This is a genomic window from Nocardioides albus, assembly GCF_014648255.1.
Classification (GTDB): Bacteria; Actinomycetota; Actinomycetes; order Propionibacteriales; family Nocardioidaceae; genus Nocardioides; species Nocardioides albus.
In genome coordinates this window covers 107,262-131,614 of the sequence record NZ_BMQT01000014.1, presented here as the reverse complement: position 1 = coordinate 131,614, position 24,353 = coordinate 107,262, and the positions used below count along the sequence as shown (strand labels likewise).

Below are 24,353 nucleotides of genomic sequence, written 5' to 3'. Positions count from 1 at the left end.
TCACATCGCGGCGCTAGACCCTCGCGCACTGTGATCGTCGATCGGCACGATTGGCTCGTCGCGGGGGTCAGGGGCGACGGGCGAAGCGCCGCGGATCTCGACCTACCAGAGGTATCCCGCTGGGTGGGCCCAGGGCTGGGGGTTCTCGGTGGTGCGCGCTATGGTCGGAGACGTCCACACGGGAGTCCGCGGCAGCGGGCTGAGAGGGAGCTGGAGCCGCTCCGACCGTTACACCTGATCCGGATCATGCCGGCGAAGGAAGTGATTGGTTGTGCCTCTTCCACGTATTTTCTGCCTCGTCTCCTCGCGCGACGATCTCGCGCTTTTGCCCGCCTTCGCGGAGCTCGGCGTCGCCGGCTTCCAGGTGCGCGACAAGGCCGCGACGACTCGTGAGCTGCTCGGTCTGAGCGAAGCCGTGATCGGGCAGGTCGGGGCGTACGACGCCTGTGTGGTCGTCGACGACCGGCTCGACGTGGCGCTCGCTGCCGGTGCGCACGGCGTCCATCTGGGTGCCTCCGACCTGCCGGTGGACGAGGCCCGGCGGATCGCCGACGCGGTCGCTCCGGGGCTGATCATCGGCGCGACCTGCCGGGATAGGGCCGCGGTCGAGGCGGCCGCGGCTGAGGGCGCGGACTACGCCGGCTTCGGGCCCGTCTTCGCGACCTCGTCCAAGGCCGGGCTGCCGGACCCGCTGGGGGTCGATGCGGTGGCCGCTGCCGCGGGAGCTCTTCCGCTGATCGCGATCGGCGGCATCTCGGCGGCGGCCGCGCGGGACGTATGCGCTGCCGGCGCCCACGGGGTCGCCGTGATCGGCGGGCTCTGGCGACAACCCGATCCGCTCCAGGCCGCGAAGGAGCTCGTGGAAGCGGTCGGCTGATGCGGGTGCGGATCCTCGGTGCCGGGATCGTCGGGCTTTCCGTCGCCGACGAGCTGATCCGTCGTGGGCACGAGGTCGAGCTGGTCGATCCTTCTCCGGGGGCGGGTGCCTCGTACGCCGCCGCCGGCATGCTCAGCCCGGCAGGCGAGGCCTGGTACGGCGAGGAGGACCTGACCCGGCTCTGTCTGTCGTCGCTGGCACTGTGGCCCGACTTCGCCGCCCGGCTGGGGGTGCCTGTGCACACCCGCGGGACGCTGCTCGTCGGGGTCGACGCCGGCGACGTCCAGCAGGTCGAGCGACAGCTCGCGGTGCTCGATCTCGCCGGGGTTTCTTACGAACGACTCGTACGTCGCGAGCTGCTCGCTCGCGAACCGGGGCTCGGTCGCGTCGCCGGTGGGGCCTTCCTCGCCGAGGACCACTCCGTCGACCCGCGTGCGGTCGTCGCGGCGCTGATCGATCGGTTGCCCACGCTGGTCGAGCCCGGTGAGCGCCAGCAAGCCGGTGTCGAGACCAACACGGTCGCATCGAGCGAGGCAGGGGACCGTGTTGGTCTCGACACGGATTCGTTCGTTCCTCACGAATCCGGCTCGACCAGCGAGGTGACCGTCATCGCGACCGGTGCGCAGCTGCCCGATCCGTACTCCTCCCTCATCCGCCCGGTGCGCGGCGACGTGGTGCGGGTGCGGACGCAGGAGCCGGTGGAGCGGACGGTGCGCGCGTGGGTGCACGGCGAGCAGGTCTACGTCGTGCCGCGGACCGACAGCGACGAGGTCGTCATCGGAGCGACCTCGGAGGAGCGCGACGGCCCGCTGCTGCCGACGGTCGAAGGGGTGTGGCGGCTGCTCGACTCCGCGCGCCGGGTGGTGCCGGCGCTCGATCGGGCCAGCGTGGTCGAGGTGACCTCGCGGCACCGGCCGGGCACCGCCGACAACCTCCCGCTGATCGGCCCGACCCACGAGCCGGGGGTCGTCCTGGCCGCCGGCGCCTTTCGCAACGGGATCCTGCTCGCGCCGCTCATCGCGCGGCTGGTGGCCGATCACATCGAGACGGGATCAGTGGAGCCCGCGGTCGATCCGCGGCGGTTCCGGACGAAGGAGGACGGATGAAGATCACCGTGAACAGCGAGCCGACGGAGGTCAGCGGCACCGTTGCCGACCTGCTCGAGGCCCGGATCGGCGATCGGCGGCCGAGTGGCATCGCCGTCGCCGTGGACGAGGAGATCGTGCCACGCGACGACTGGGCGCGATGGCAGCTCCAGGACGGTCATGTCGTCGAGATCGTGACGGCGGTGCAGGGCGGATGAGCAGAACGTTGAAGATCGCTGGGCGCGACCTGTCGTCACGGCTCTTCCTCGGCACCGGTGGCCTGCCGCACCTGGCTCTGCTCCCTGCCGTCATCGACGCGGCCGAGCCGGGTCTGGTGACGGTGTCGATGCGGCGTACGTCCTCGACGGCGGCCGGCGGGCTGCTCGAGACGCTCCGCGCCGCGAAGGTGCCGATCCTGCCCAACACCGCCGGCTGCCTCTCGGCACGTGAAGCGGTGCTGACCGCCGAGCTCGCCCGCGAGGCGCTGGAGACCGACTGGGTGAAGCTGGAGGTGATCGGCGACGAGACCTCGCTGATGCCCGACGCCGTCGAGCTCGTCGAGGCCGCCGAGCAGCTGGTGCGCAAGGGCTTCACGGTCCTTCCGTATACGACCGACGACCCCGTCCTCGCCCGGCGGCTCGCGGACGCCGGCTGTGCGGCGGTGATGCCGCTCGGCTCGCCGATCGGGTCGGGGCTGGGCATCCTCAACCCGCACGCCATCGAGGCCGTCGTGGCCGCGGTCGACGTGCCGGTCGTGCTCGACGCCGGAGTCGGGACCGCCTCGGACGCGGCCCTGGCGATGGAGCTGGGCTGCTCCGCCGTCTTGGCCGCCACAGCAGTCACACGTGCTGACGACCCGGTCGCGATGGCCCGGGCGCTGCGGTTGGCGGTCGAGGCCGGCCACGCCGCCCGCGGCGCAGGGAGGATCCCGCGCCAGGCCGTCGCCCGCGCCTCCTCGCCGATGGCGGGGAGGATCGCATGACTCACGCAGAAGATCTCCCGCGCCTCCTGGTCCTCACCGACCGCTCCCAGCTCCGCCTCGGCCGCGGTCTGCTCGCGACCCTGACCGAGTGCGCGGAGGCCGGCCTGACCCATGTGGTGCTCCGCGAGCTCGATGAGCCGGTGGAGCAGCGAGCGCGACTGGCGCAGGCCGCCGCAGATCTAGGCCTGGTGGTCATCGCCGCGCACGCCCCGCTGCCGGGTGCGGCTGGTGTGCAGCTCCCCTCCGATGGGGGTAACACGTCGTTCGTGGGTCTATCCGGTCGTTATAACGGGCGAGAAGATGGTGTAACAGCGTGTTACACCCGCGGTCGCAGCTGCCACACCCGTGCCCAGGTCGCTCAGGCGGCCGGGGACGGGTTCGACTACGCGATGCTCAGCCCGTACGCGTTGACCGAGTCGAAGCCCGGCTACGGGCCGCCGCTAGGGCCGGCTGCGTTCGGGGACCTGCCGCTGCCGACGTACGCCCTCGGGGGGATCACCCCCGACAACGCCGCCGAGGCGGTGGCGGCCGGCGCCCACGGTGTCGCCGTGATGGGTGCGGTGATGCGGGCCGAAGATCCCGCCGAGGTCGTACGTGGCCTGCTGGCCGCCCTCGCCACCGCGACGAGGCCGGAGGTGACCGCGTGAACCCGCCGGTCGCGCTCACCATCGCGGGCACCGACTCCGGGGGAGCGGCCGGCACGGCAGCCGATCTGGCGACGTTCGCCGCGCTCGGGGTCCACGGAGCCTGCGTGATCACCGCGGTCACCGCCCAGGACACGACCGGGGTCAGCGACATTCACCCCGTTCCGCACGCGACCATCGAGGCTCAGCTCGAGGCGGTGCTCGACGACCTGCCCATTGCCGCGATCAAGACCGGGATGCTCGGAACGGCGGCAGCCGTAGAGGCAGTCGCGCAGCGGGTTGTGAAGCTGAGAGTGACCTATAGCCCACTCTCAGCTTCACAACCCGCGGTTGTCGTTGATCCTGTTCTTGTCGCCACCTCTGGGGCGGTGCTTGGCGGAGAGGACGTACGTAGCGCCTACCTCGATCACCTGCTTCCCCTCGCCACCGTCGTCACCCCCAACCTCGACGAGGCCCGAGCTCTGCTCGGCCACGACGGGACGCCGCGAGAACTCGCCGATGAGCTTGCCACCGCCCTCGCTGGTCGAGCCGCCGGAGCCGCCAGCGGGGCGGCCGGCGGGGCGGCCGTGATCGTCACCGGCGGCGACCCGGAGGCGACCGGGACATGCACGGACTGGCTCGCCGAGCCGGGACAGCCGCCGATCCCGCTCACCCACCCCGCCGTCCCCACGAGCAACGACCACGGCACCGGCTGCACCTACGGCTCGGCCCTGGCTGCCCACCTCGCCCACGGCGTCCCACTGCGCGAAGCGGCGGAGCAGGCCGCCGCGTACGTCACCCGACAGCTCACCAGAAGCCAGCACTGGACCCTCGGCCGCGGTCGAGGACCGATCGCCCACCTGAACACCTGAGGAGACCGCATGACCGTCCACCCCGCCCACACCCGCCTCGAGCTCGGCGATCTGAAGGTCCCGGTGACCCGGGTCGCGCTCACCAACGGCGAGACCTTCGACCGCTACTGCACCGAGGGCCCCGGATCCCGCCCCGAGCAGGGCCTCCCGCCTCGCCGCCTCGAATGGATCGAGGAACGAGGCGACACCGAGCCGTACGAGGGACGGCCGACGGATCTCCGCGACAACGGGAAGACCGCAGTACGACGTGGCGAAGCCACCCATGAGTGGCAGGGCGAGCGCCGGCCGCCGCGCAAGGCTGTGTCGACACGGGCAGGGAACGTGACCCAGATGCACTACGCACGCCAGGGCATCATCACCAAGGAGATGGCGTACGTGGCCGTGCGGGAGAGCTGCAGCCCCGAGCTGGTCCGCGAGGAGGTCGCGGCGGGCCGGGCGATCATCCCCAACAACGTCAACCACCCCGAGTCCGAGCCGATGATCATCGGCAAGCGCTTCCTGGTGAAGATCAACGCCAACATCGGCAACTCCGCCGTGACCAGCTCCATCGAAGAAGAAGTCGACAAGCTCACCCACGCGATCACCTGGGGAGCCGACACGGTGATGGACCTGAGCACCGGCGACGACATCCACACCACCCGCGAGTGGATCCTGCGCAACAGCCCCGTCCCGATCGGCACCGTGCCGATCTACCAGGCGCTGGAGAAGGTCAACGGCGAGGCCGACAAGCTGACCTGGGAGGTCTTCCGCGACACCGTCATCGAGCAGGCCGAGCAGGGCGTCGACTACATGACGATCCACGCGGGGGTCCTGCTGAGATACGTCCCGCTCACCGCCAACCGCGTCACCGGCATCGTGTCCCGCGGCGGCTCGATCATGGCCGGCTGGTGCCTCGCGCACCACCAGGAGAGCTTCCTCTACACCCACTTCGACGAGCTCTGCGAGATCTTCAAGCAGTACGACGTCGCCTTCTCCCTCGGCGACGGACTCCGCCCGGGGAGCACCGCCGACGCCAACGACGAGGCCCAGCTCTCCGAGCTCCGAACCCTCGCCGAGCTGACGGAACGAGCCTGGCGACACGACGTACAGGTCATGGTCGAAGGCCCCGGCCACGTCCCGCTCAACCTCGTGGAGGAGAACGTCCGCCTGCAGCAGGAGTGGTGCCACGGCGCGCCGTTCTACACGCTGGGCCCGCTCGCGACCGACATCGCGCCCGGCTACGACCACATCACCAGTGCCATCGGCGCGGCCACGATCGCCATGCACGGCACCGCGATGCTCTGCTACGTCACGCCCAAGGAGCATCTCGGTCTCCCGGACCGGGACGACGTGAAGACCGGCGTGATCACCTACAAGCTCGCCGCCCACGCCGCCGACATCGCCAAGGGCCACCCCGGCGCCCGCGACCACGACGACGCCCTCTCCCGAGCCCGCTTCGAGTTCCGCTGGCGCGACCAGTTCGCGCTCTCGTTGGACCCGGTCACCGCTGAGAGCTTCCACGACGAGACCCTCCCGGCGGAGAACGCCAAGACCGCCCACTTCTGCTCGATGTGCGGCCCGAAGTTCTGCTCGATGAAGATCAGCCAGGACGTGCGCGACCGCTTCGGCGGCAACGCCGGCGCATCCCCCGAGGAGATCGAGGCGGGGATGCTGGAGAAGTCGAAGGAGTTCGCAGCCGCCGGGAGCCGCGTGTATCTGCCGCTCGCCGACTGACCAGGCTCGACAGTGCCCTGGCCCGCCTGCGGCCAGGGCACTGTCGGGACGGCTACCCCTCGCCGCGCAGGCTCTCGACGACCCTGGGGAGTCCCTCCGCGCCGTACCCCGCCTCGATCTGTCTGCTGATCAGCGCCTGGACGGCGGCGATCGGAGCGGGATCGACGCCCTCCTCCTCGCTGGCGCGCACGATGTGGGAGAGGTCGGAGAACTCCAGGCTCTGCTGGCCCGCGACGGTGTAGTCGCCGCCGTCGATGACCTTCGCGTAGCCGGCGAGCTCCTCGGTCATGGCGGCGAGGAACGGCGCCTGCCGAGCAGCGAAGTCGGCCGCACTCATCCCCATGGTGGCGACCATCGCGGCACCGTGGAAGAAGCCCGTGAACATCTGGTACATCCCTGACAGCATCGCCAGGTCCACCAGCGAGGCCCGGCCGGCGTCCTCGCCGTGGAACTCGCTCGTGGCCCAGACGTCGAGGGTCGGCAGGAGGGCGTCGTACGCAGCCCGCGAGCCGCTGTAGAAGATCTGGCCCGCGCGGGGTCCGATCATCGACGGCACGGCCATGATGGCGCCGTCGAGGTAGACGATGCCGTGCTGGGCCGCCCAGGACGCGAGCTCGCGGGCCTCGTTCGGCGTCGTGGTCGTGACGTTGACCAAGGTGCGGCCGCGCAGCTCGTCGGCGGCCGGGCCGAGGGTCTTCTCGACGGAGGCGTGGTCGAAGAGGCAGGCGATGATCACGGGGCTCGCCAGCACCGCCTCGGAGACCGAGTCCGCGGCGCCGGCGCCGCGGCCCACCAGCTCCGTAGAACGGCCAGCGGTGCGGTTCCAAACGGTCACGGCGCGGCCGGCGTCGAGCAACGCGGCCGCGAGAGCGCTGCCCATCGCGCCGAGCCCGAGCACGCTGACGTCGGTCGAGAGGGTTGAATTTCCGGTGGTTTCTGACATGTCATCCATGCTGGAGGACGTGGCCGGATTGCGGGAGTACCCACTAATTTCTGGGGTACTCACCAGTTGGTAAGTGCCCAAGTCTCAGGGTTGAACCTGAGAGACGGGGGACGCGCACCCAGATAGCATTCATGATCATGGGACTCCCTGAACCGCACCCCGGCCAGCCTCGACGAGCCGACCTGCGCGTCAGCGACGCCGACCGTCATGCGGTGGCCGACATCCTGCGCGAGGCCGCCGGCGAGGGCAGGCTGGACATCGAGGAGCTCGAGGAACGGATCGAGGAGACCTACAAGGCCAAGACGTACGCCGATCTGGAGCCGATCACGCAGGACCTCCCGGTCGCAGGGCAGCCGCCGGTGGCACCCGCGGCGCCCGGCGGCGCAGCGGTCCCGGTCGTCTACGGCCAAGGCGACGAGTCCGACAGCGCCAGCGCGTTCCTCAGCAATGTCGAGCGCAAGGGCGTGTGGGTGGTTCCCCAGCATCTCTCGGTCACCGCGGTGCTGGGAGATGCCAACATCGACCTGCGCGAGGCGCACTACTCCGCGCGCGAGGTGGTCATCAGCGCGACCTCGGTCCTGGGCAGCGTGAAGGTCACCGTGCCGCCGAACGTGCACGTGATCGTCGAGGGCAACGGCATCCTCGGGGAGTTCAACGAGCCGTCGGCGAAGGTGCCTGAGGCGCTCGCCGCGGACTCTCCGGTGGTGCGGGTGCGCGGCATCGCTGTGCTGGGTGATGTGACCGTCAAGCGCCGGGGACCGCGTCCCCCGAAGCGCACCTTGAAGCAACATCTCGGTCTCGAGTGAATGCCATCGGGGGGATTGTTGAGGCGTAGGTCCTAGGCCCCCACTAGCATTCGCCTCATGGGAACGACCCCCGAGCCATTTCGCGGCCAGAATCCTGATCCGAATCTTCGGATCAGCGATGCCGACCGCCACAAGGTGGCCGACATCCTCCGCGAGGCAGCAGGGGAGGGCCGTCTGGAGATCGACGAGCTCGACGACCGTCTCGACGCGACCTTCAAGGCCAAGACGTACGCGGACCTGGTCCCGATCACCTTCGATCTGCCGGCCGTCGGGACACCGTCGCTGCCGCTCCCGCAGAGCCCTCCCGCCTCCGGGAAGAGCCTGGCGGTCTTCGCCGACAAGCCGATCGAGAGCCAGCTCTACGTCGCGATCATGAGCGGCGTGGACCGACGCGGGATCTGGACCGTGCCGGCGACCGGCAACGTGATCGCGCTGATGGGCGGTGCCGAGCTCGACATGCGCCAGGCGCAGTTCTCCGCCCAGGAGACGGTGATCTACGCCAACGCGATCATGGGCGGCGTCAACATCACCGTCGGCCCCGACGTCCAGGTCGTGATGCAGGGCGTCGGGATCATGGGCGGCTACGTCGGCCCCCGCGGGATCGAGCCGACCGGCGGTCCGGTGCTGCGGGTGAAGGGGCTGGCACTGATGGGTGGCGTCACCGTCATCCGCAAGCCGTTGAAGGAGACCAAGGGGCGCAGGCATCTGGAGATGCCGCCGCCGCACGAGCTCCCGCCGCACGACCTGCACTGAGCAGCACCAGGGGCTGAACGCCCCTTCGGGTCCGCTCCGCGGACCGATCTTGCCGTGCCTGGAGGCAAGGCGCTAGCCTCGCCTCAACACATCATTGTGTAGTTACATAATAGACAAAGGAGACTCGGGATGAAGCCGACGTGGAGCGCTCTTCTGGGCGCCGCACTCCTGGCGGTCGTGGCCCTGGTCGTCGGACTCCTCGTCGCCGGCCCGAGAGACGCCGTCGCCGGCCCTGTCGCAGCCGGCCCGTCGGCGGCAGCCATCGGGGCGCCCGCGGCGGAGCTCGCCGCCACCGCCGACGATCGCTCCGACATCGTGCTGATCCTGATGGACGACTTCTCCCTCGAGCTGCTCCGGACGATGCCGGAGGCCACCAAGATGGCCGCGGACGGCGCGACGTACCAGAACTCCTTCGTCATCGACTCGCTGTGCTGCCCCTCTCGGGCAGCGCTGCTGACCGGGCAGACGCCGCACCACACCAAGGTGCTCACCAACACCCAGAACGATCCTGAGCACCCGGTCGGCGGCTGGTCGGCGTTCCGGCGCTACGGCAACGTCGAGAAGCAGTTCAGCATCGGGCTCCAGGAGGCCGGCTACACGACCGGGTTCGTAGGGAAGTACATCAACGCCTACGAGGCCACCCTCGGCGCCGACGGCAAGCGCACCCCGCCGCCCAAGGTGCCCGGATGGGATTCCTGGAACGCGCTCCTCGGCGGCGCCTACGGCGGCTGGGGCTACCAGAGCACCTACCTCGACGGCAACGGCGCGGTGCAGCTGCGCAACCACCCGCGGCCGCCGACCTCGGCCGGTCCGGCTGTCAAGGACGCCGGGTACGCCACCAACGTCACCCGTGACTACGCCCTCGACTTCATCGAGGAGCACCGCGACGACGAGGATCCCTACTTCCTCGAGATCGCCGCCTACGGGCCCCACTCGCGCCTCGGCCACCACTACCCGGGCCTGGACACCTGGTTCCCGCCCGCCTTCGCCGACCAGGCGCCCGCCGGCGACCCCGCGGGCGGCAACTGCGGCCGGCTCGAGTGCGCCGACCTGACGCTGAAGGACCTGGTCGGCTATGGCGACGACCGCTGGGACAACGCGCCGACCTACCTCGGCCGCGGGGGACGTACGTCGCAGGCTCCTGCCTGGCGCACCAACAAGGTCTCGCTGAGCGACGAGACGGCGCTGAGCCAATACCGCGACCGCGCCCGGATGGTGCAGTCGATCGACCGGATGATCACCCAGGTGCGCGAGGCGGCCGGCGAGGACGCCTACATCGTGCTGACCTCGGACAACGGCTTCCATCTCGGCCAGCACCAGCTCAACGGCGGCAAGGGTGCTCCCTACGACTCCGACACCCGCGTCCCCCTGGTCGTCGTCGGCCCCGACGTGGTTCCCGGCAAGCGCAGCCAGTTCGTCAACAACATCGATCTCGCCCCGACCTTCCTCGACATCGCGGGCGCCCAGCCCCCGGCGTACATGTCCGGAAGCTCCTTCGCCGACACCCTGAGCCGCCCGAAGCGGCCGGGGAGCAGGTATGCCTTCTTCGAGCACACCTACGCCAAGTCCCACCCCGGCGAGGTCGACCTCGACAAGGGCTCGGGCGGGACCATCGACATCATCCCGTCCTACATCGCGGTGCGCGGCTCGCAGGGGTTGCTGGTCCGCTTCGACCTGGACAAGTCCTGGAAGGGCACCGACCACGCCTACGAGCTCTACCGTTACGACCGGCCGTGGGAGGACCGCAACGTCTTCGCCGAGGATCACGCGAAGCCGTACGCCCGGGATCTGATGCGCCGGCTCGAGGCCTACGAGGGCTGTGCCCCGGCTGTGTGCAGGGCTTTGACCCGCTGATTCCGGATCTGGGTTATCGTGTCTCCGCCGGGGCCGATGTGGTCCCGGTCACTTCACAACGGATCGTCCGGCACGTACCTGCCGGTGAAGGAGACAACGGAATCATGGCAACAGTGAGTTTTGAGAAGGCGCAGCGTTGGTACGCCGGCGCCGCCGAGCCCGCGGTCAAGGGCATCGACCTCGAGATCAAGGACGGCGAGTTCATGGTGCTCGTCGGCCCGTCCGGATGCGGTAAGACCACGACCCTGCGCATGCTCGCCGGGCTCGAGGAGGTCAACTCCGGTGCCATCAAGATCGGTGACCGCGACGTCACCAACGTGGCGCCCAAGGACCGCGACATCGCGATGGTCTTCCAGAACTACGCGCTCTACCCGCACATGAGCGTCGCCGAGAACATGGCGTTCTCGCTGAAGATGGCCAAGGTTCCGAAGGCCGAGCGTGACAAGCTCGTCGCCGAGGCCGCCAAGACCCTGGGCCTGACCGACTACCTCGACCGCAAGCCCAAGGCGCTCTCCGGTGGTCAGCGCCAGCGCGTCGCGATGGGTCGCGCGATCGTCCGCCAGCCGCAGGTCTTCTGCATGGACGAGCCGCTGTCCAACCTCGACGCCAAGATGCGCGTGCAGACCCGCACCGACATCGCCAAGCTCCAGGCCGACCTCGGCATCACCACCGTCTACGTCACCCACGACCAGGTCGAGGCGATGACGATGGGCGACCGTGTCGCGGTGATGAGCAACGGTGAGCTGCAGCAGGTCGACACCCCGCTCAACCTCTACCGCAAGCCGGTCAACCTCTTCGTCGCCGGCTTCATCGGCTCGCCGCAGATGAACCTCATCAAGGCGACCGCCGCCGACGGCGGCGCCAAGATCGGGGAGTACGTCGTTCCCGTCGGTGCCACCGCCAACCTCCCCAAGGAGATCACCGTCGGCGTGCGGCCCGAGAGCTTCCGCATCATCGGTGAGAACGACGGCGGCCTCCCCGTGAAGGTGACCGTCGTCGAGGAGCTCGGTTCGGACTCCTTCATCTACGGCACCAGCGACGTCGAGGGCGTCCCGTCGACCCTGATCGTCCGTGTCTCCTCCAAGGACCACGTCGGCAAGGGCGACACCATCTACGTCACCACCGACCCCGAGGACGTCCACGTCTTCGACACGGAGTCCGGTCTGCGCGTCAGCGACTGACCGAAGAGGTCAGTGCTGCTGGTTCATCCGAGCCAGCATCGCGTTGTAGGCATCGAGGGCCTCGTCGCTGTCGGGATCCACGGATCCCGGCTCGGCGGGGCCTTCGTCTGCCCCGTGAACAGCAGAGCCCCGCGCGCTCTCCTGGGCGAGCTGGGTGGTGCGTACGCCGTCGAGGAAGCGGCCGGTCATCTTGGCCCGTCGCTCCGGTGAGGAGACCACGGCGATGACCAGGCCGATGGCGAGGAACATCATGCCGCCGTCGCCGCCGGCCCACATCAGGCCGCCGGCGGTCTGGATGTCCTTGACCGCGTCGAGCGCCCACTCGGGCCGGGCCCCGGAGTAGACCGGGTAGAGGTCCCGCTCGGTCTGCAGCATCACGATCCCGACGATCGTGTCGGGCACCATGCCGACCACGAGGAGTGCGATCCGGCCGAGGTAGGGCAGATCGGTGCGTACCTTCTCCTCACCGATCGTGCCGGTGAGGAAGAGGAAGCCGGAGACGATGTAGAGGATCTGCTCGCCGACCATCAGGGGGACGCTCTGCGCCATCGCGTCCATGAACCCGGACAGATGGGTGCCGATGATCACCACCGAGTAGAGCAGAGTGCCGGTGATCGGGTGGACCAGGATGGTGACCGGGAGCGAGCGCATCGCCCGCTCGGCGCGCGGGCCGGTCTCGGCGATGACGGTGAGCGGGTGTCCCAGCACGAGCAGGGTGGGCACCACCATGATCAGGGTCAGGTGGAGCACCATGTGCATCCAGGCCAGCGACATCGCATAGCTGTTGATCGCCGAGGCGATGACGACGTAGGTGAGGGCGAGCCCGGTGAGGAACGACGCCACCCGCCAGCCCTTGACCGTCGAGGCCGCTCCGGCGGCGTTACGCAGGGTGAGATAACCCGCCGCGAGGATCACCACAGCGAGCAGCCAGGCGGGCTGCAGACTCCAGGTGGTGAAGAACTCGGACCAGCCGAGCGCGGGCAGGGAGCCGTGGTCGTGCATGGTCTCACGGTATCTCCGGGTCGCGACCGGAGGTTATTTCAGGCGGTTGGCGGGGTCGATCAACGGGACCAGGAAGAGTCTTGCCAGCGAGCGCAGCTGGGCCTCGTCATCGATGTCGACGACCTCGCTCGGTGTCACCAGGAACGAGGTCGACGTGCGGACCATCAGCTCGGCGACCAGGTCGACCTCGACGTCGGCGGGTACGTTGCCGGCGCGCTGCTCGCGCCGCAGCTGGCCCGCCACGAAGCGCGCGATCGTGGCCACCGTACGGCCGCCGTCGCCGACGATGGAGTGCACCAGCGAGTCGGTCTCGACGGTGAGCATGCCGCCGATCAGCGGGTTGCCGCGGATCGCCTTCATCGCACTGGCGAAGCCGATCTCCACGCGCTCGGCGGCGTCGGCGGCATCGGCGATGTCGAGCACGAACTGGTCGAAGTAGCGCCGGAACTCGCGGCGTACGACCTGCTCGACCAGCGCGTCCTTGTTGGCGAAGCGGCGGTAGACGGTGATCCGGGCGACCCCGGCTCGCTTCGCGACCTCCTCCATCGTGGTGCGCTTGATCCCGATCTGACGGAACTGCTCCGCGGCGGCATCGAGAAGCCTGGCGGTCACCGCCTCGTCCTCGATCGGCTCGGCGACGTCGGCGAGCGCTCGGGCGAGCAGCGAGCTGGACTCGTCCTCGGGGAGGGCGGTGGGCATCGGCTACGCCGTGACGGTGCGGTAGCCGGCGGTGGCCCGGTCGGCGGTGCGCCGCACGACCCTGATGAAGGCCGGCCACAGCGCGCGGGGCAGGTCGTGGCCCATGCCCTTGAAGAGGATCAGCTCGGCGTCGGGGACGGCGGCAGCGGTCGCCCGGCCGCCGGAGACGTGGACCATCTTGTCGTTCAGACCGTGGATGACGCTGAACGGGACCTGGAGCCGCCCGAGATCCTCCGTGCGATCGGGCTGGGTGAGGACCGTGAGCATCTGCCGCGCGACCGCCGCCGAGCTGACACCGCGGTTCCAGGTGTCGATCGCGCGCCGGCGTACGTCGTCCTCGGGCTCGGGGAAGGCCGGCGAGCCGATCTGGACGCCGCCCTTGATCTGACGCTCGATGTAGCCCTCGAGCCCGGGCTTCTTGATGACCAGCGCCGGCAGCAGCGTCGGGTGCTGGAAGCCGACCGAACGGCGGCCGGTCGTGGACATCATCGAACAGACCGAGCGCACCCTGTCGGGGTGACGGATGGCGAGGGTCTGAGCGATCATCCCGCCCATCGACACACCCCACACGTGCGCGGAGTCGATGTCGAGATGGGTCAGCAGCGCGGCCGCGTCGTCGGCGAGATCGTCGAGGGTGTACGGCGCCTGGGTCGGCAGCCCCGCGAACGCCCGCGCCAGCCGCGCGAGCGTGATCCGCTCGTCGGACGGATGCGGTGAGGAGTGGCCGACGTCGCGGTTGTCGTAGCGGACCACGTAGAACCCGGCCTCGGCCAGCTGCTCGCACAGCTGGGCATCCCACCAGGTCATCGGGCCGCCGAGGCCCATGATCAGCAGCAGCGGGTCAGCGCTGGGGCTGCCGAACGTGTCGTACGCCAGCTCCACTCCTCCGGGGAGGAAAGCTCTGGACTCGGTCGGCTCGGCGGGGGTGGTCATGTGCCGACTTTACCTGCCCTGAAACAGGGCAGATTTCAAAAGTCGATCGCGCTGTAAGCCTGGAGCTTGGCGAGCTGGTGCTCCGAGGTGACCTTGCGGATGGTGCCGGAACGGCTGCGCATCACCAGGGAGTCGGTGACGATGGCGCCGTGGGGGAGGTACTGCACGCCCCGCATCAGGTCGCCGTCGGTGATGCCGGTGGCGACGAAGAAGCAGTCGTCGCCGGTGACCAGGTCATCGGTGTGGAGCACGAAGTCGGGGTCGAGGTTGTGGCCGGCGTCGAGGGCGCGCTGGCGCTCCTCGTCGTCCTTGGGCCACAGCCGGCCCTGGATGGTGCCGCCGAGCGCCTTCATCGCGCAGGCGGCGACGATGCCCTCGGGAGTGCCGCCGATGCCCATCAGCAGGTCGGCGCCGCTGCCCGCACGAGCTGCGGAGATCGCGCCGGCGACGTCGCCGTCGACGATGAACTTGATCCGGGCACCGGTCTCGCGGATCTCCTCGACGAGCTTGTCGTGGCGCGGACGGTCGAGCACGATCACGGTGATGTCGGAGGCCTTGGTGTCCTTTGCCTTCGCCACCGCCGCGATGTTCTCCGCGACCGGCAGGCGGATGTCGACGAGACCGGCGGCCTCGGGGCCGGTGACCAGCTTCTCCATGTAGAAGACGGCGCTCGGGTCGTACATGCTGCCGCGCGGGGCGACCGCCATCACCGCGACCGCGTTGCTCATGCCCTTGGCGGTCAGGGTGGTGCCGTCGATCGGGTCGACCGCGACGTCGCACTCGGGGCCGGTGCCGTCGCCGACGCTCTCGCCGTTGTAGAGCATCGGGGCGTTGTCCTTCTCGCCCTCGCCGATCACGACGGTGCCGTTCATGGCGACCGTGGAGATCATCGTGCGCATCGCGTTGACCGCGACACCGTCGGCGCCGTTCTTGTCGCCACGTCCCACCCAGCGAGCGGCGGCCATCGCCGCAGCCTCCGTCACGCGCACGAGCTCGAGGGCCAGGTTGCGGTCAGGAGCGGTGGGGGCGACGCCGAGCGGCTGGGTGTCGTTCATGGGGTCAATCTATCGGCCAGGCGCGTCCGGGCGGCCCTGGTGTCACTTGATCGATCCAGAGACAAGTCTCACAGCGAACCCCGACTGCGGGTGCTCCAGAACCTGTTCGGTGGGGCCCTCCTCGACGATGTGGCCGTGCTCGATCACCACTACCCGGTCGGCGAGCGCGCGAGCGTCGGCGGCGTCGTGGGTGACGATGACGGCGGTCCGGTCCGCCAGCGCGGTGCGCAGCGTCTGCCTCAGCGCAGGACGGACGTCGACGTCGAGCGAGGCCATCGGCTCGTCGAGCAGGAGCAGCTCGGGCTCGGCCGCGAGCGCCCGTGCCACCGCCACCCGCTGGGCCTGGCCGCCGGAGATCTCCGTCGGTCTGCGCCCGGCGAGCATCTCGGCGCCGACCTCCGTGAGGTGGCGGGTGGCGAGCTCGTTGGCCTGGCGGCGGGGTACGCCGCGGGCGCGGGGTGCGAAGGCGACGTTGGCCAGCACCGACAGGTGCGGGAAGAGCAGCGGGTCCTGGGCGAGGAGCGCGATCCCGCGGGCGTGCGGGGGAGTGCGGTCGAGGATGCGGTCGCCGAGGCGTACCTCTCCTTCGTCGGGACGAAGGAGCCCGGAGATCACGCCGAGCAGGCTCGACTTCCCGGCGCCGTTGGGGCCGGTGAGCGCGACCGTCTCGCCGGCGGCGACGTCGAGAGTGACGTCGATGCCTCGCTGGACGATGACGGCACGCAGGTGGAGAGAGCTCATAGGGCCCTCCCATGGCGGGCGAAGCCGATCACAGCGACCGCGACGACGACCAGCACCAGCGAGAGTGCGACCGCCGCGTCCGGGTCGTCGACGCGGAGCAGGTAGACCTGCAGCGGCATCGTGCTGGTGACCCCGGGCAGGTTGCCGGCGAAGGTGATGGTGGCACCGAACTCGCCCAGGCAGCGAGCGAAGGCCAGGACCGAGCCGGAGAGCAGGCCGGGGCCGACCAGGGGGAGGGTGACGCGCCGGAAGACGGTGGTCGGGCGGGCGCCGAGGGTGGCGGCGACCGCCTCGTAGCGGGTGCCGCTGGTGCGCAGCGCGCCCTCGAGGCTGATCACCAGGAACGGCAGTGCGACGAACGTCTGCGCCATCACCACGGCGAGGGTGGTGAACGGAACCTGGATGCCGACCAGGTCCAGCGACTGTCCCAGCAGCCCCCGGCGGCCGAAGGTGTAGAGCAGCGCCAGCCCGCTGACGACCGGAGGCAGCACGAGCGGAAGGAGCACCAGCGAGCGCACCAGCCCCTGACCCCGGAAGCTGGTGCGGGCGAGGACGGTGGAGAGAGGTACGCCGAGGAGGATGCACAGCGCAGTGCTCGCCACCGCGGTGCGCAGGCTGAGCCAGAGCGCCTCCAGCGCGGACGGCGAGGTGATCAGCGCCGGGAAGCTCGCCAGGTCGACGCGGAGGATGATCGCGACGAGCGGAACGATGATGAACGCCGCGGCGAGGGCCGCCGGGAACCACAGCCAGCGCGGCATACCGACGGACGGACCGGCCCCCCTCTGCCGGTCCGTCCGCCTGGCGGTCCCGAGAAGATCAGGGCTGGATGAAGCCGGCATCGGTCAGGACCTTCTGTCCGGTCTCGCTCAGCACCAGGTCGACGAACTCCTGGGCGAGGTCGGCGTCGTCGGAGCCATCGATGGTGCTGATCGGGTAGGTGTTCACGACCTGGTCGGCCTCGTCGAACTCGACGCCCGTCACGGTGTCGCCGGCGGCGGTCACGTCGGTGACGTACACGACCCCGGCGTCGGCGTCGCCGGAGGTGACCTTGGCGAGTACGTCGCTGACCGACTGCTCCTCGCTGACCGGCTCGATGTCGACGCCGGTCTCCTCCTCCATCTGGGCGGTCGCGTTGCCGCAGGGGACCTCGGCCGCGCAGACCAAGACCTTCGTCCCGGCCTTGGCGAGATCCTGAAAGCCGGTGATCTTGGCCGGGTTGCCCGGCGGCGTGGCGATCTCGAGCGTGTTGGCGGCGAAGTCCTGCGGGTCGGTGGCCAGGTTGTCGAGCTCGTCCATGTTCTTGGTGTCGGCCGAGGCGAAGACGTCCGCCGGCGCGCCGTCCTCGATCTGGGCCACCAGGTCCGAGGAGCCACCGAAGCTGATGGTCACCTTCACGCCGGGGTGGTCCTTCTCGAACTCCTCGGCCAACTCGGTGAACGTGTCGGTCAGTGAGGCCGCCGCGAAGACGGTCAGCTCCCGGTCTTCCGACCCCTCGCTGGAGCTCCCGCAGCCGGCGAGCGCGAGAGCGGTCGCCACCGCGACGACGGCACCGATTCCGCGGGTCATGATCATGGGCGCTCCACGACGACGTTGGTCGACTTGATCGATGCGACCGCGCTGACGCCCGGCTCCAGACCGAGCTCGGTGGCGGCCTCGGCGCTCATCAGCGAGACGATCCGGTACGGTCCGCAGACCATCTCCACCTGCGCCATCACCGTGTCCATGGTGGTTCTGGTCACGATCCCGAGCATCCGGTTGCGGGCACTGACCGCTCTGGCCCGGTCGGGGGCCGGGGCATCGGCCAGCTCTGAGGCGAGCCCGGCCAGGACGGTGCCTTCGATGACCGCGCGGCCGTTCTCCGTGGCAGCTTCGATCCGTCCCGCTTCGACCCAGCGGCGCACGGTGTCGTCGCTGACGCCGAGAAGATCGGCGGCTTCGGCGATGCGGTAGGTGGTCACTGGAGGAGTATCGCATCTGCGGCGAAATCTCGCGCCATATGTCCTCATCTGCGGAACGACTGGTCCAGGTTTCGCGGCGTTCGCGGTCGAGTGGGACCATGGAGGGCGTGAGCGACACCGATCAGCAACAGCCCGCCCAACCGTCGAACCAGCCGGGGAGCGAGCAACCGGAGACCCCGGCGCGGAGCTACCCGCGTACGTTCGGCGCGCTCATCGGTTCGATGATCTTCCTGCTCGTCCTCGTCGTCCCGATCGTGCTGATCGTGCAGTGGCGCGGCAACGTCGAGCGTGAGGTCAGCGGCGCCAACAAGACCTACAAGGCCGACTGGGCGGACGCCGTACGCAGCGCCCAGGCCGCCGACATCGAGGTCGTCTACCCGCGTGAGCTGCCCCCTGGCTGGTACGCCAACACCGAACCGTCCTACCAGGGCGGCGAGGAGCCGTCGTGGACCATGTCGTTCGTCAAGGGCGAGACCTCCTACGTCGGCCTGGAGTTCTCCGCCCGCTCGGCTCAGGCGCTGGCCCAGAAGAACGTCGACACCCAGGCCAAGGAGGGCGACGAGGTCACCATCGAGACCGACGTCGCCGACACCTGGACCGAGTGGTCCGACTCGGACGGCGACAACGGCTACTCGACCGAGGTCGACGGCCAGACCCTGATGCTCTGGGGTCCCAAGGACGGCGACGTACGCGACTATCTGGCCCTCATCACCACCGAGCCCCTGAAGTAGGGCCCGCCGCTGGTCGAGCCGCGAGCGCCAGCGAGCGTGTCGAGACCAACACGGTCCCATCGAGCGCCGAGGGGACCGTGTTGGTCTCGACACGCCTCCGCCTAGCGGCTCCGGCGGCTCGACCAGCGAGGTCAGTCCTGGATGGCGGCGTCGATCTTCTTCCGAGCGCCGTCGAGCCACTCCTGGCACAGCGTGGCCAGCTTCTCGCCTCGCTCCCACAGGGCCAGGGACTCCTCGAGGGTGATGCCGCCGGCTTCGAGCCTGCGTACGACGTCGATCAGCTCTTCGCGGGCCTGCTCGTAGGAGAGGTTCTTGTCGGCGCTGTCCTCAGTCATCGGCGTCATCCTTGGTGGGCTCAGTCTTCTCGGTCGAGGTGATGGTTGCGGCCAGGCGGCCGTCGGCTACGCGGATGCTGACGGTGGCGCCCTCGGCGGCGTCGGTGACGCTGGTGAGCACGTGTCCGTCGGCATCCTGGGCGACGGCGTAGCCCCGTCTCAGCGTCTCCAGCGGCGAGAGCGCGCGGGCGCGAGCACGATGGTGGCCGATGTCGTCGGCAGCCCGGTCGAGGGCGTGCCCGACGGTGCGTCGGGCGCGGTCGCGCAGCGAGGTGACCTCGTCGCGCCGGGCGTCGATCAGCGAGCGCGGATCGGCCAGCACCGGCCGCGAGCGCAATGCGTCCAGGAGCGTCTGCTCGCGGTGGATCAGGGCGGCGATCCCGCCGCGGAGCCGGTCGCGGCCGGTCGCGACGATCCGCTGCTCCTCGACCACGTCGGGCACGACGAGCTTGGCGGCATCGGTCGGCGTCGAGGCGCGTACGTCGGCGGCCAGGTCCAACAGTGGCGAGTCGGGCTCGTGGCCGATCGCTGAGACCACCGGGGTGCGAGCGGCGTGCACTGCCCGGATCAGGTGCTCGTCGGAGAACGGAAGCAGGTCCTCGACCGAACCGCCACCGCGGGCGATGACGATCACGTCGACATCGGGGTCGCGGTCGAGCCGCTGCAGCTTCTCGACGACGTCGGCAGCGCTGCGCGTCCCCTGCATCGCCGCGTACGCCACCTCGAACCGCACCCGCGGCCACCGTCGCTTCGCGTTCTCGAGCACGTCCCGCTCGGCAGCCGAGTTGGCGGCGGTGACCAGCCCGACCGTGGTCGGCAGGAAGGGGAGCGGCCGCTTGAGCTCGGCAGCGAAGAGCCCCTCCGCGGCCAGCAGCTGCCGGCGCTGCTCGAGCCGGGCGAGCAGCTCACCGAGCCCGACCGGACGGATGTCGCGGGCCTGGAGCGACAGCGTGCCGCGGTTGGCGTAGTAGGACGGCTTCGCGTGGATGATCACCGATGCGCCCTCGACCAGCGGCGGATTGAGGCTGTCGAGCAGGAACCGGGTGCACGTCACCGGCACCGAGATGTCGGCCACTGAGTCGCGCAGCGTCAGGAAGACCGTCTGCATCCCCGGCCGCCTGCTCATCTGGGCCACCTGCCCCTCCACCCACACCGCACCGAGCTTGTCGATCCAGCCGCCGATCGCGTTAGCGATCTGCCGCACCGGAGCGGGCGACTCGGGGGACGTGTCGAGGGCCATGGCAGCCACCCTAATGCTGTCGAGTCGGCTCATCCTGACCAAGATCCGTGCCGAGTCGGCTCGTCCTGACCGATTCCTCTGCCGAGTCGGCGCGTCATGACGCGCCGACTCGGCGGGGGTGGGCGTCACGACGAGCCGACTCGGCGTTCTCAGACACGGTCTCTAGACTGGAGACATGAGCATCGACCTCGGCACCCCACGCCTGATCTCCGACGACGAGAAGGCTGTCCTCCTCGCGGAGCCGCGCGGTTACTGCGCCGGCGTGGACCGGGCCGTGATCACCGTGGAGCAGGCCCTGGACCTCTATGGTGCCCCGGTCTACGTACGCAAGGAGATCGTGCACAACAAGCACGTCGTCGACGACCTCCGCAACCGTGGCGCGGTGTTCGTCAACGAGCTCGACGAGGTCCCCTCCGGCGCGACCGTCGTCTTCTCCGCTCACGGCGTCTCGCCGGCGGTCCACGCCGACGCCGCCGTGCGCGAGCTGAAGACGATCGACGCGACCTGCCCCCTGGTGACGAAGGTCCACCTCGAGGCCAAGCGGTTCGCGCGCGAGGGCTACAGCATCCTGCTGATCGGCCACGCCGGTCACGAGGAGGTCGAGGGCACCATGGGCGAGGCGCCGGAGGCGACCACGCTCGTCGAGGGCCCCGGCGACGTACCGAACATCGAGGTTCCCGACCCCTCCAAGGTCGTCTGGCTCTCCCAGACCACCCTCTCGGTGGACGAGACCATGGAGACCGTCGCCGCACTCCGGGTGAAGTTCCCCGAGCTGCTCGACCCGCCCAGCGACGACATCTGCTACGCCACCCAGAACCGTCAGCAGGCGGTCAAGGAGATCGGCGCGGCCAGCGACCTGGTCATCGTCGTCGGCTCCGGCAACTCCTCCAACTCGGTTCGCCTCGTCGAGGTCGCCCTCGAGGCCGGCGCCAAGTCCGCCTACCGCGTCGACGACGCCAGCGAGATCGATGAGTCCTGGCTGGAGGGCGTTCGCAGCGTCTCGGTCACCTCCGGAGCCAGCGTGCCCGAGAACCTGGTCGAAGGCGTCATCGAGTTCCTCAAGGCCCGGGGCTTCCCGGACGCCACGGCCCACAAGAGTGCCGAGGAGTCGCTGATCTTCGCGCTGCCCACCGAGCTCCGCAAGGACCTCAAGGCCGCCGCAGCTCGCTAGGGCGCACCGCGTCGCCTCTTGATCCACCCCCGCCCCAGGGCGTTAGGGTCGAGGGGTGGCCCGATTTCTCGACGTACACCCTGACAACCCGCAGTCCCGTCTGATCAGCCAGGTCGTCGATGCCCTGCGCGACGATCAGCTGGTCGCGTACCCGACAGACTCGGGTTACGCGCTCGGCTCGCGGATCGGCAACAAGGACGGTCGTGACCGGATCCTGCGGATCCGCGGTCTCGACGACCGCCACCACTTCACGCTGATCTGCAAGGACTTCGCGCAGCTCGGCACGATGGTCCACGTCGACAACAGCGCCTTCCGGGCCATCAAGCACGCGACCCCCGGGCCTTACACCTTCATCCTCCCGGCGACCCCGGAGGTCCCGCGCCGGCTGATGCATCCCAAGAAGAAGACGGTCGGCGTACGCATCCCCGAGCACGCCGTGGTCCAGGCGCTCCTCGAGGAGCTCGGTGAGCCGTTGCTGTCCTCGACGCTGATCCTGCCGGGTGAGACCGAGCCGGAGGTCTTCGGCTGGAACGTCAAGGAGGCGCTCGACCATCAGGTCGACATCGTGATCGACGCCGGTGAGACCCCGGCCGAGCCGACCACGGTCATCGACTGGTCCGACGGCCAGCCTGAGATCATCCGCGAGGGCGCTGGCGACGTCTCCGGGTTCCTCGCGATGGACTGACGGCTCAGGAGGCGAGGGCGCGCTCGCGCTCGACCTCGTCGCGGGTCTCGCCGCGCTGCCGCAGGACGCGGCGGCGCATCACCAGACAGCCCAGGCAGAGCCCGTAGCCGATGAAGAGACTGATCGCGTGGTGTCCGAGGCCGCTGACCACGGCTTGGACGAATCCGTCGTCGGGATCGGCGATCGCCCCGGGCTGGGTCGCGGCCAGCAGGATGAAGATGCCGAGCATGATCAGCGGCGGGAGCACGCCGACCACGAAGAAGTCGCTGGGCCTGACGATGAGCGCGAGGGTCAGCGCGATCGCCACGAAGGTGAGATCGAAGAAGAGACCAATCTGGTCGTCGATGAGCAGATCGACGAAGGTCACCGTTAGCGAGGTGGCGGATCCGAGCGCGACGACATGGCGGCCGGACTCGCGTCCTTCCTCCCAGATGGTGCGCTGTCGCTGACTCATGGGGTCACGATCTCTCGTATGCAGCCTGTGTATCAGAACCCACGGTAGGGCCCGGCACACCCTCATTCTCGGCGGCGCGCCGATCATCCTCGCGCGCGCTGCTCAACCGCTCCACGGCGCGGATCTCGACGGGACGCGGGGTCTCGAGATCCTCGTCGGTTACCGATAGTTCATTGAAACGGCGGGCGGCCACCAGGACCCGATTGTCGAAGGAGCCGATCGCCTGGTTGTAACGAGTGACCGCGGTGTTGAGGGAGCGCCCGATCCCGTCCAGGTGGGTCGACATCGTGGAGAGCCGTTGGTGCAGGTCGCGGCCGAGGCGATGGATCTCCCGGGCCTGCTCGGCGAGCGCCTCGTGAGACCAACCGTGCGCCACCGTGCGCAGCAGCGCGATCAGCGTCGTCGGCGAGGCCAGGACGACTCGGCGCTCCGCGGCGTACTCGATCAGGCTGGGTTCGGTCTCCAGCGCCGCCGAGAGGAACGACTCCGCAGGCACGAACAGCACGACGAACTCGGGCGACTCGTCCAGGAAGCGCCAGTAGGCCTTCGAGGCCAGCTGGTCCACATGCGTACGCAGCTGGGCGGTGTGTCTGCGCAGGTGAGCACGGTAGTCGTCCTCGTTGTCCGCGGACGCCGCTTCGAGATAGGCGTCGAGGGGGACCTTGGAGTCGACGACCAGCTCCTTGTTGCCGGACAGGTGAACCACCAGGTCGGGGCGCAGCCGCCCGTCCTCCAGATGGACCTGCTCGGAGAAGTCGCACTTGTCGACCAGGCCGGCGAGCTCGACCGCGCGCCGCAGGTGCATCTCGCCCCACCGACCTCTGACCTGCGGCTTGCGCAGCGCGGTCGACAGCGACCGGGTCTCGGTCTGCAGCCTCCCGACCTCGGTCTCGAACTGCCCCTGCCAGCGCGCCCGCTCCCGGTCGAGATGCTGCATCTGGTCGCTGAGCCGGTCGAGCCCCTGCATCACCTCGGCCTGGTCCACCATTCCTGCCGCGACCGTCCCGACGCTCCGCGCACGCACCCACAACACCCCGAGAACGGCGCCGAGCACCAGGCCGATCAGTAGGCCGAGGACCAGGATCCAGATCTCCATGGCCCCACCTTCTCAGGGATCACCGACAGTGATGGCGAAACACTTGAGCCGTGACGCTGCAAATGGTGATCACCAGGTCAACATCACGTTACGGAAACATTGGTCTCGGCGTCTCGGCGTCTCGGCGTCTCGGCGTGCCGAGCGGATTGCTTGTACCGCAAAGGCACCAGCTGCGATCGCTGCCAAGTGTGGGAGTGCTTCGACTCCCGCGGGAGTCAGGTGGAGCCGGCGATCGCTCCGAGTGATCAACGTGATGCCCAGCTCGGCCTCCAATTGCCTGATCTGCTTGCTGACGGCGCTTCCCGATGAGAGATGCAGCAACGGGGCGGCGTGCGTGAAGGAACCGACCTCGACAGCGACGAGAAGCGCCTGAATGTAGCCGACTTGCACGATGTCCTCCCCGGATCACCCGGATACCCTGCGGGGTGGCTGATCGTAATCTGTGCGATCCCGATTGTCCTGGATACCGGGTAACGATCCAGATTGGACTGATCGATGGACAGAGGATGTGACCAGCCCTACGGTCGATCGGCGACGGTCTCCTTGTGCGGGGGGGGGGGGGGG

General features: G+C 69.4%; 28 protein-coding genes and 1 riboswitch. Of the genes, 14 read left to right on the top strand and 14 right to left on the bottom strand.

Features of this window, described 5'->3' with window-relative positions:
• Positions 1–168: 168 nt before the first annotated feature.
• A riboswitch (TPP riboswitch) is annotated at positions 169–278 on the top strand.
• The 7 genes from thiE to thiC all read left to right on the top strand — a co-directional run bounded on the left by thiE (position 272) and on the right by thiC (position 6,152).
• Entirely contained in the window at positions 272–877 is a 606-nt protein-coding gene (gene thiE, locus IEY84_RS24545) for a thiamine phosphate synthase (protein ID WP_229788977.1), read from the top strand. It overlaps the preceding riboswitch by 7 nt.
• Complete coding sequence (gene thiO / locus IEY84_RS24540) at positions 877–1,983, top strand: glycine oxidase ThiO (protein ID WP_183551174.1); 1,107 nt, start codon at positions 877–879, stop codon at positions 1,981–1,983. The genes thiE and thiO overlap by 1 nt, the downstream gene beginning before the upstream one ends.
• Complete coding sequence (gene thiS / locus IEY84_RS24535; protein ID WP_183551176.1) at positions 1,980–2,180, top strand: sulfur carrier protein ThiS; 201 nt, start codon at positions 1,980–1,982, stop codon at positions 2,178–2,180. Before thiO ends, thiS begins: the two co-directional genes overlap by 4 nt.
• Positions 2,177–2,944 (top strand): thiazole synthase, encoded by a 768-nt coding sequence (locus IEY84_RS24530; RefSeq protein ID WP_183551179.1) that lies wholly within the window; start codon positions 2,177–2,179, stop codon positions 2,942–2,944. The genes thiS and IEY84_RS24530 overlap by 4 nt, the downstream gene beginning before the upstream one ends.
• The gene (locus IEY84_RS24525; protein ID WP_183551182.1) at positions 2,941–3,591 is read left to right on the top strand and encodes a thiamine phosphate synthase; all 651 of its coding nucleotides are present in this window, start codon (positions 2,941–2,943) and stop codon (positions 3,589–3,591) included. Before IEY84_RS24530 ends, IEY84_RS24525 begins: the two co-directional genes overlap by 4 nt.
• Complete coding sequence (gene thiD, locus IEY84_RS24520) at positions 3,588–4,439, top strand: bifunctional hydroxymethylpyrimidine kinase/phosphomethylpyrimidine kinase (RefSeq protein WP_183551186.1); 852 nt, start codon at positions 3,588–3,590, stop codon at positions 4,437–4,439. The genes IEY84_RS24525 and thiD overlap by 4 nt, the downstream gene beginning before the upstream one ends.
• A gap of 9 nt (positions 4,440–4,448) precedes the next feature.
• Entirely contained in the window at positions 4,449–6,152 is a 1,704-nt protein-coding gene (gene thiC, locus IEY84_RS24515; protein ID WP_183551189.1) for a phosphomethylpyrimidine synthase ThiC, read from the top strand.
• 52 nt (positions 6,153–6,204) lie between these two features.
• On the opposite strand, the gene IEY84_RS24510 is transcribed toward thiC, so the two are convergent.
• Positions 6,205–7,095 (bottom strand): NAD(P)-dependent oxidoreductase, encoded by an 891-nt coding sequence (locus IEY84_RS24510; RefSeq protein WP_229788976.1) that lies wholly within the window; start codon positions 7,093–7,095, stop codon positions 6,205–6,207.
• A 137-nt stretch (positions 7,096–7,232) separates the two neighbouring features.
• On the opposite strand from IEY84_RS24510, the gene IEY84_RS24505 reads away from it, so the two are divergent.
• The 4 genes from IEY84_RS24505 (at position 7,233) to IEY84_RS24490 (ending at position 11,689) form a co-directional block, all read left to right on the top strand.
• Positions 7,233–7,901, top strand: coding sequence for a DUF1707 SHOCT-like domain-containing protein (locus IEY84_RS24505; RefSeq protein WP_183551196.1), 669 nt, complete (start codon positions 7,233–7,235; stop codon positions 7,899–7,901).
• A 57-nt stretch (positions 7,902–7,958) separates the two neighbouring features.
• Positions 7,959–8,654 carry a DUF1707 SHOCT-like domain-containing protein gene (locus IEY84_RS24500; RefSeq protein WP_183551199.1) on the top strand — a complete coding sequence of 232 codons (696 nt, stop codon included), beginning with the start codon at positions 7,959–7,961 and terminating at the stop codon, positions 8,652–8,654.
• Between the two features lie 129 nt (positions 8,655–8,783).
• Positions 8,784–10,508 (top strand): sulfatase-like hydrolase/transferase, encoded by a 1,725-nt coding sequence (locus IEY84_RS24495; RefSeq protein ID WP_183551202.1) that lies wholly within the window; start codon positions 8,784–8,786, stop codon positions 10,506–10,508.
• Positions 10,509–10,612: 104 nt separating this feature from the next.
• Positions 10,613–11,689, top strand: coding sequence for an ABC transporter ATP-binding protein (locus IEY84_RS24490; protein WP_183551205.1), 1,077 nt, complete (start codon positions 10,613–10,615; stop codon positions 11,687–11,689).
• A gap of 9 nt (positions 11,690–11,698) precedes the next feature.
• Here IEY84_RS24490 and IEY84_RS24485 read toward each other — a convergent pair whose 3' ends face one another.
• From IEY84_RS24485 to IEY84_RS24450, 8 genes are read right to left on the bottom strand one after another with little or no spacing between them, the layout of a single operon-like run.
• Positions 11,699–12,691, bottom strand: coding sequence for a cytochrome c oxidase assembly protein (locus IEY84_RS24485; RefSeq protein ID WP_183551208.1), 993 nt, complete (start codon positions 12,689–12,691; stop codon positions 11,699–11,701).
• 33 nt (positions 12,692–12,724) lie between these two features.
• On the bottom strand, positions 12,725–13,390 hold the full coding sequence (locus IEY84_RS24480) for a TetR/AcrR family transcriptional regulator (protein WP_183551211.1): 666 nt from the start codon (positions 13,388–13,390) through the stop codon (positions 12,725–12,727).
• A gap of 3 nt (positions 13,391–13,393) precedes the next feature.
• Positions 13,394–14,323 carry an alpha/beta fold hydrolase gene (locus tag IEY84_RS24475; RefSeq protein WP_183551213.1) on the bottom strand — a complete coding sequence of 310 codons (930 nt, stop codon included), beginning with the start codon at positions 14,321–14,323 and terminating at the stop codon, positions 13,394–13,396.
• A 35-nt stretch (positions 14,324–14,358) separates the two neighbouring features.
• Positions 14,359–15,378 carry a class II fructose-bisphosphatase gene (glpX, locus tag IEY84_RS24470; RefSeq protein WP_183551216.1) on the bottom strand — a complete coding sequence of 340 codons (1,020 nt, stop codon included), beginning with the start codon at positions 15,376–15,378 and terminating at the stop codon, positions 14,359–14,361.
• 42 nt (positions 15,379–15,420) lie between these two features.
• Positions 15,421–16,119 (bottom strand): ATP-binding cassette domain-containing protein, encoded by a 699-nt coding sequence (locus IEY84_RS24465; protein WP_183551219.1) that lies wholly within the window; start codon positions 16,117–16,119, stop codon positions 15,421–15,423.
• Entirely contained in the window at positions 16,116–16,877 is a 762-nt protein-coding gene (locus tag IEY84_RS24460; RefSeq protein WP_183551223.1) for an ABC transporter permease, read from the bottom strand. Before IEY84_RS24460 ends, IEY84_RS24465 begins: the two co-directional genes overlap by 4 nt.
• 58 nt (positions 16,878–16,935) lie before the next feature.
• On the bottom strand, positions 16,936–17,685 hold the full coding sequence (gene modA / locus IEY84_RS24455; protein ID WP_221209249.1) for a molybdate ABC transporter substrate-binding protein: 750 nt from the start codon (positions 17,683–17,685) through the stop codon (positions 16,936–16,938).
• A 2-nt stretch (positions 17,686–17,687) separates the two neighbouring features.
• The gene (locus IEY84_RS24450; RefSeq protein ID WP_229788974.1) at positions 17,688–18,077 is read right to left on the bottom strand and encodes a TOBE domain-containing protein; all 390 of its coding nucleotides are present in this window, start codon (positions 18,075–18,077) and stop codon (positions 17,688–17,690) included.
• Positions 18,078–18,184: 107 nt separating this feature from the next.
• Between IEY84_RS24450 and IEY84_RS24445 the strand changes: the two genes are divergently transcribed.
• A complete protein-coding gene (locus IEY84_RS24445; protein WP_183551232.1) occupies positions 18,185–18,808 on the top strand; it encodes a DUF4245 family protein in 624 nt (207 codons plus the stop codon).
• A 131-nt stretch (positions 18,809–18,939) separates the two neighbouring features.
• Here IEY84_RS24445 and IEY84_RS24440 read toward each other — a convergent pair whose 3' ends face one another.
• The gene (locus IEY84_RS24440; protein WP_183551236.1) at positions 18,940–19,143 is read right to left on the bottom strand and encodes an exodeoxyribonuclease VII small subunit; all 204 of its coding nucleotides are present in this window, start codon (positions 19,141–19,143) and stop codon (positions 18,940–18,942) included.
• The gene (gene xseA, locus IEY84_RS24435) at positions 19,136–20,383 is read right to left on the bottom strand and encodes an exodeoxyribonuclease VII large subunit (RefSeq protein WP_183551239.1); all 1,248 of its coding nucleotides are present in this window, start codon (positions 20,381–20,383) and stop codon (positions 19,136–19,138) included. Before xseA ends, IEY84_RS24440 begins: the two co-directional genes overlap by 8 nt.
• A gap of 175 nt (positions 20,384–20,558) precedes the next feature.
• On the opposite strand from xseA, the gene IEY84_RS24430 reads away from it, so the two are divergent.
• Positions 20,559–21,554, top strand: a complete 996-nt coding sequence (locus IEY84_RS24430; protein WP_183551242.1) for a 4-hydroxy-3-methylbut-2-enyl diphosphate reductase — start codon at positions 20,559–20,561, stop codon at positions 21,552–21,554.
• Positions 21,555–21,609: 55 nt separating this feature from the next.
• Complete coding sequence (locus IEY84_RS24425) at positions 21,610–22,239, top strand: L-threonylcarbamoyladenylate synthase (RefSeq protein WP_183551245.1); 630 nt, start codon at positions 21,610–21,612, stop codon at positions 22,237–22,239.
• Positions 22,240–22,243: 4 nt separating this feature from the next.
• Here the strand turns inward: IEY84_RS24425 and IEY84_RS24420 are convergent, their stop codons facing one another.
• The 3 genes from IEY84_RS24420 to IEY84_RS24410 form a co-directional block, all read right to left on the bottom strand.
• Positions 22,244–22,693: a DUF6542 domain-containing protein gene (locus tag IEY84_RS24420; protein ID WP_183551248.1), complete on the bottom strand. Its 450-nt coding sequence runs from the start codon at positions 22,691–22,693 to the stop codon at positions 22,244–22,246.
• Between the two features lie 4 nt (positions 22,694–22,697).
• On the bottom strand, positions 22,698–23,789 hold the full coding sequence (locus tag IEY84_RS24415) for a DNA recombination protein RmuC (protein WP_183551252.1): 1,092 nt from the start codon (positions 23,787–23,789) through the stop codon (positions 22,698–22,700).
• A gap of 69 nt (positions 23,790–23,858) precedes the next feature.
• Positions 23,859–24,179: a helix-turn-helix domain-containing protein gene (locus IEY84_RS24410; RefSeq protein ID WP_183551255.1), complete on the bottom strand. Its 321-nt coding sequence runs from the start codon at positions 24,177–24,179 to the stop codon at positions 23,859–23,861.
• Between the last annotated feature and the right edge of the window lie 174 nt (positions 24,180–24,353).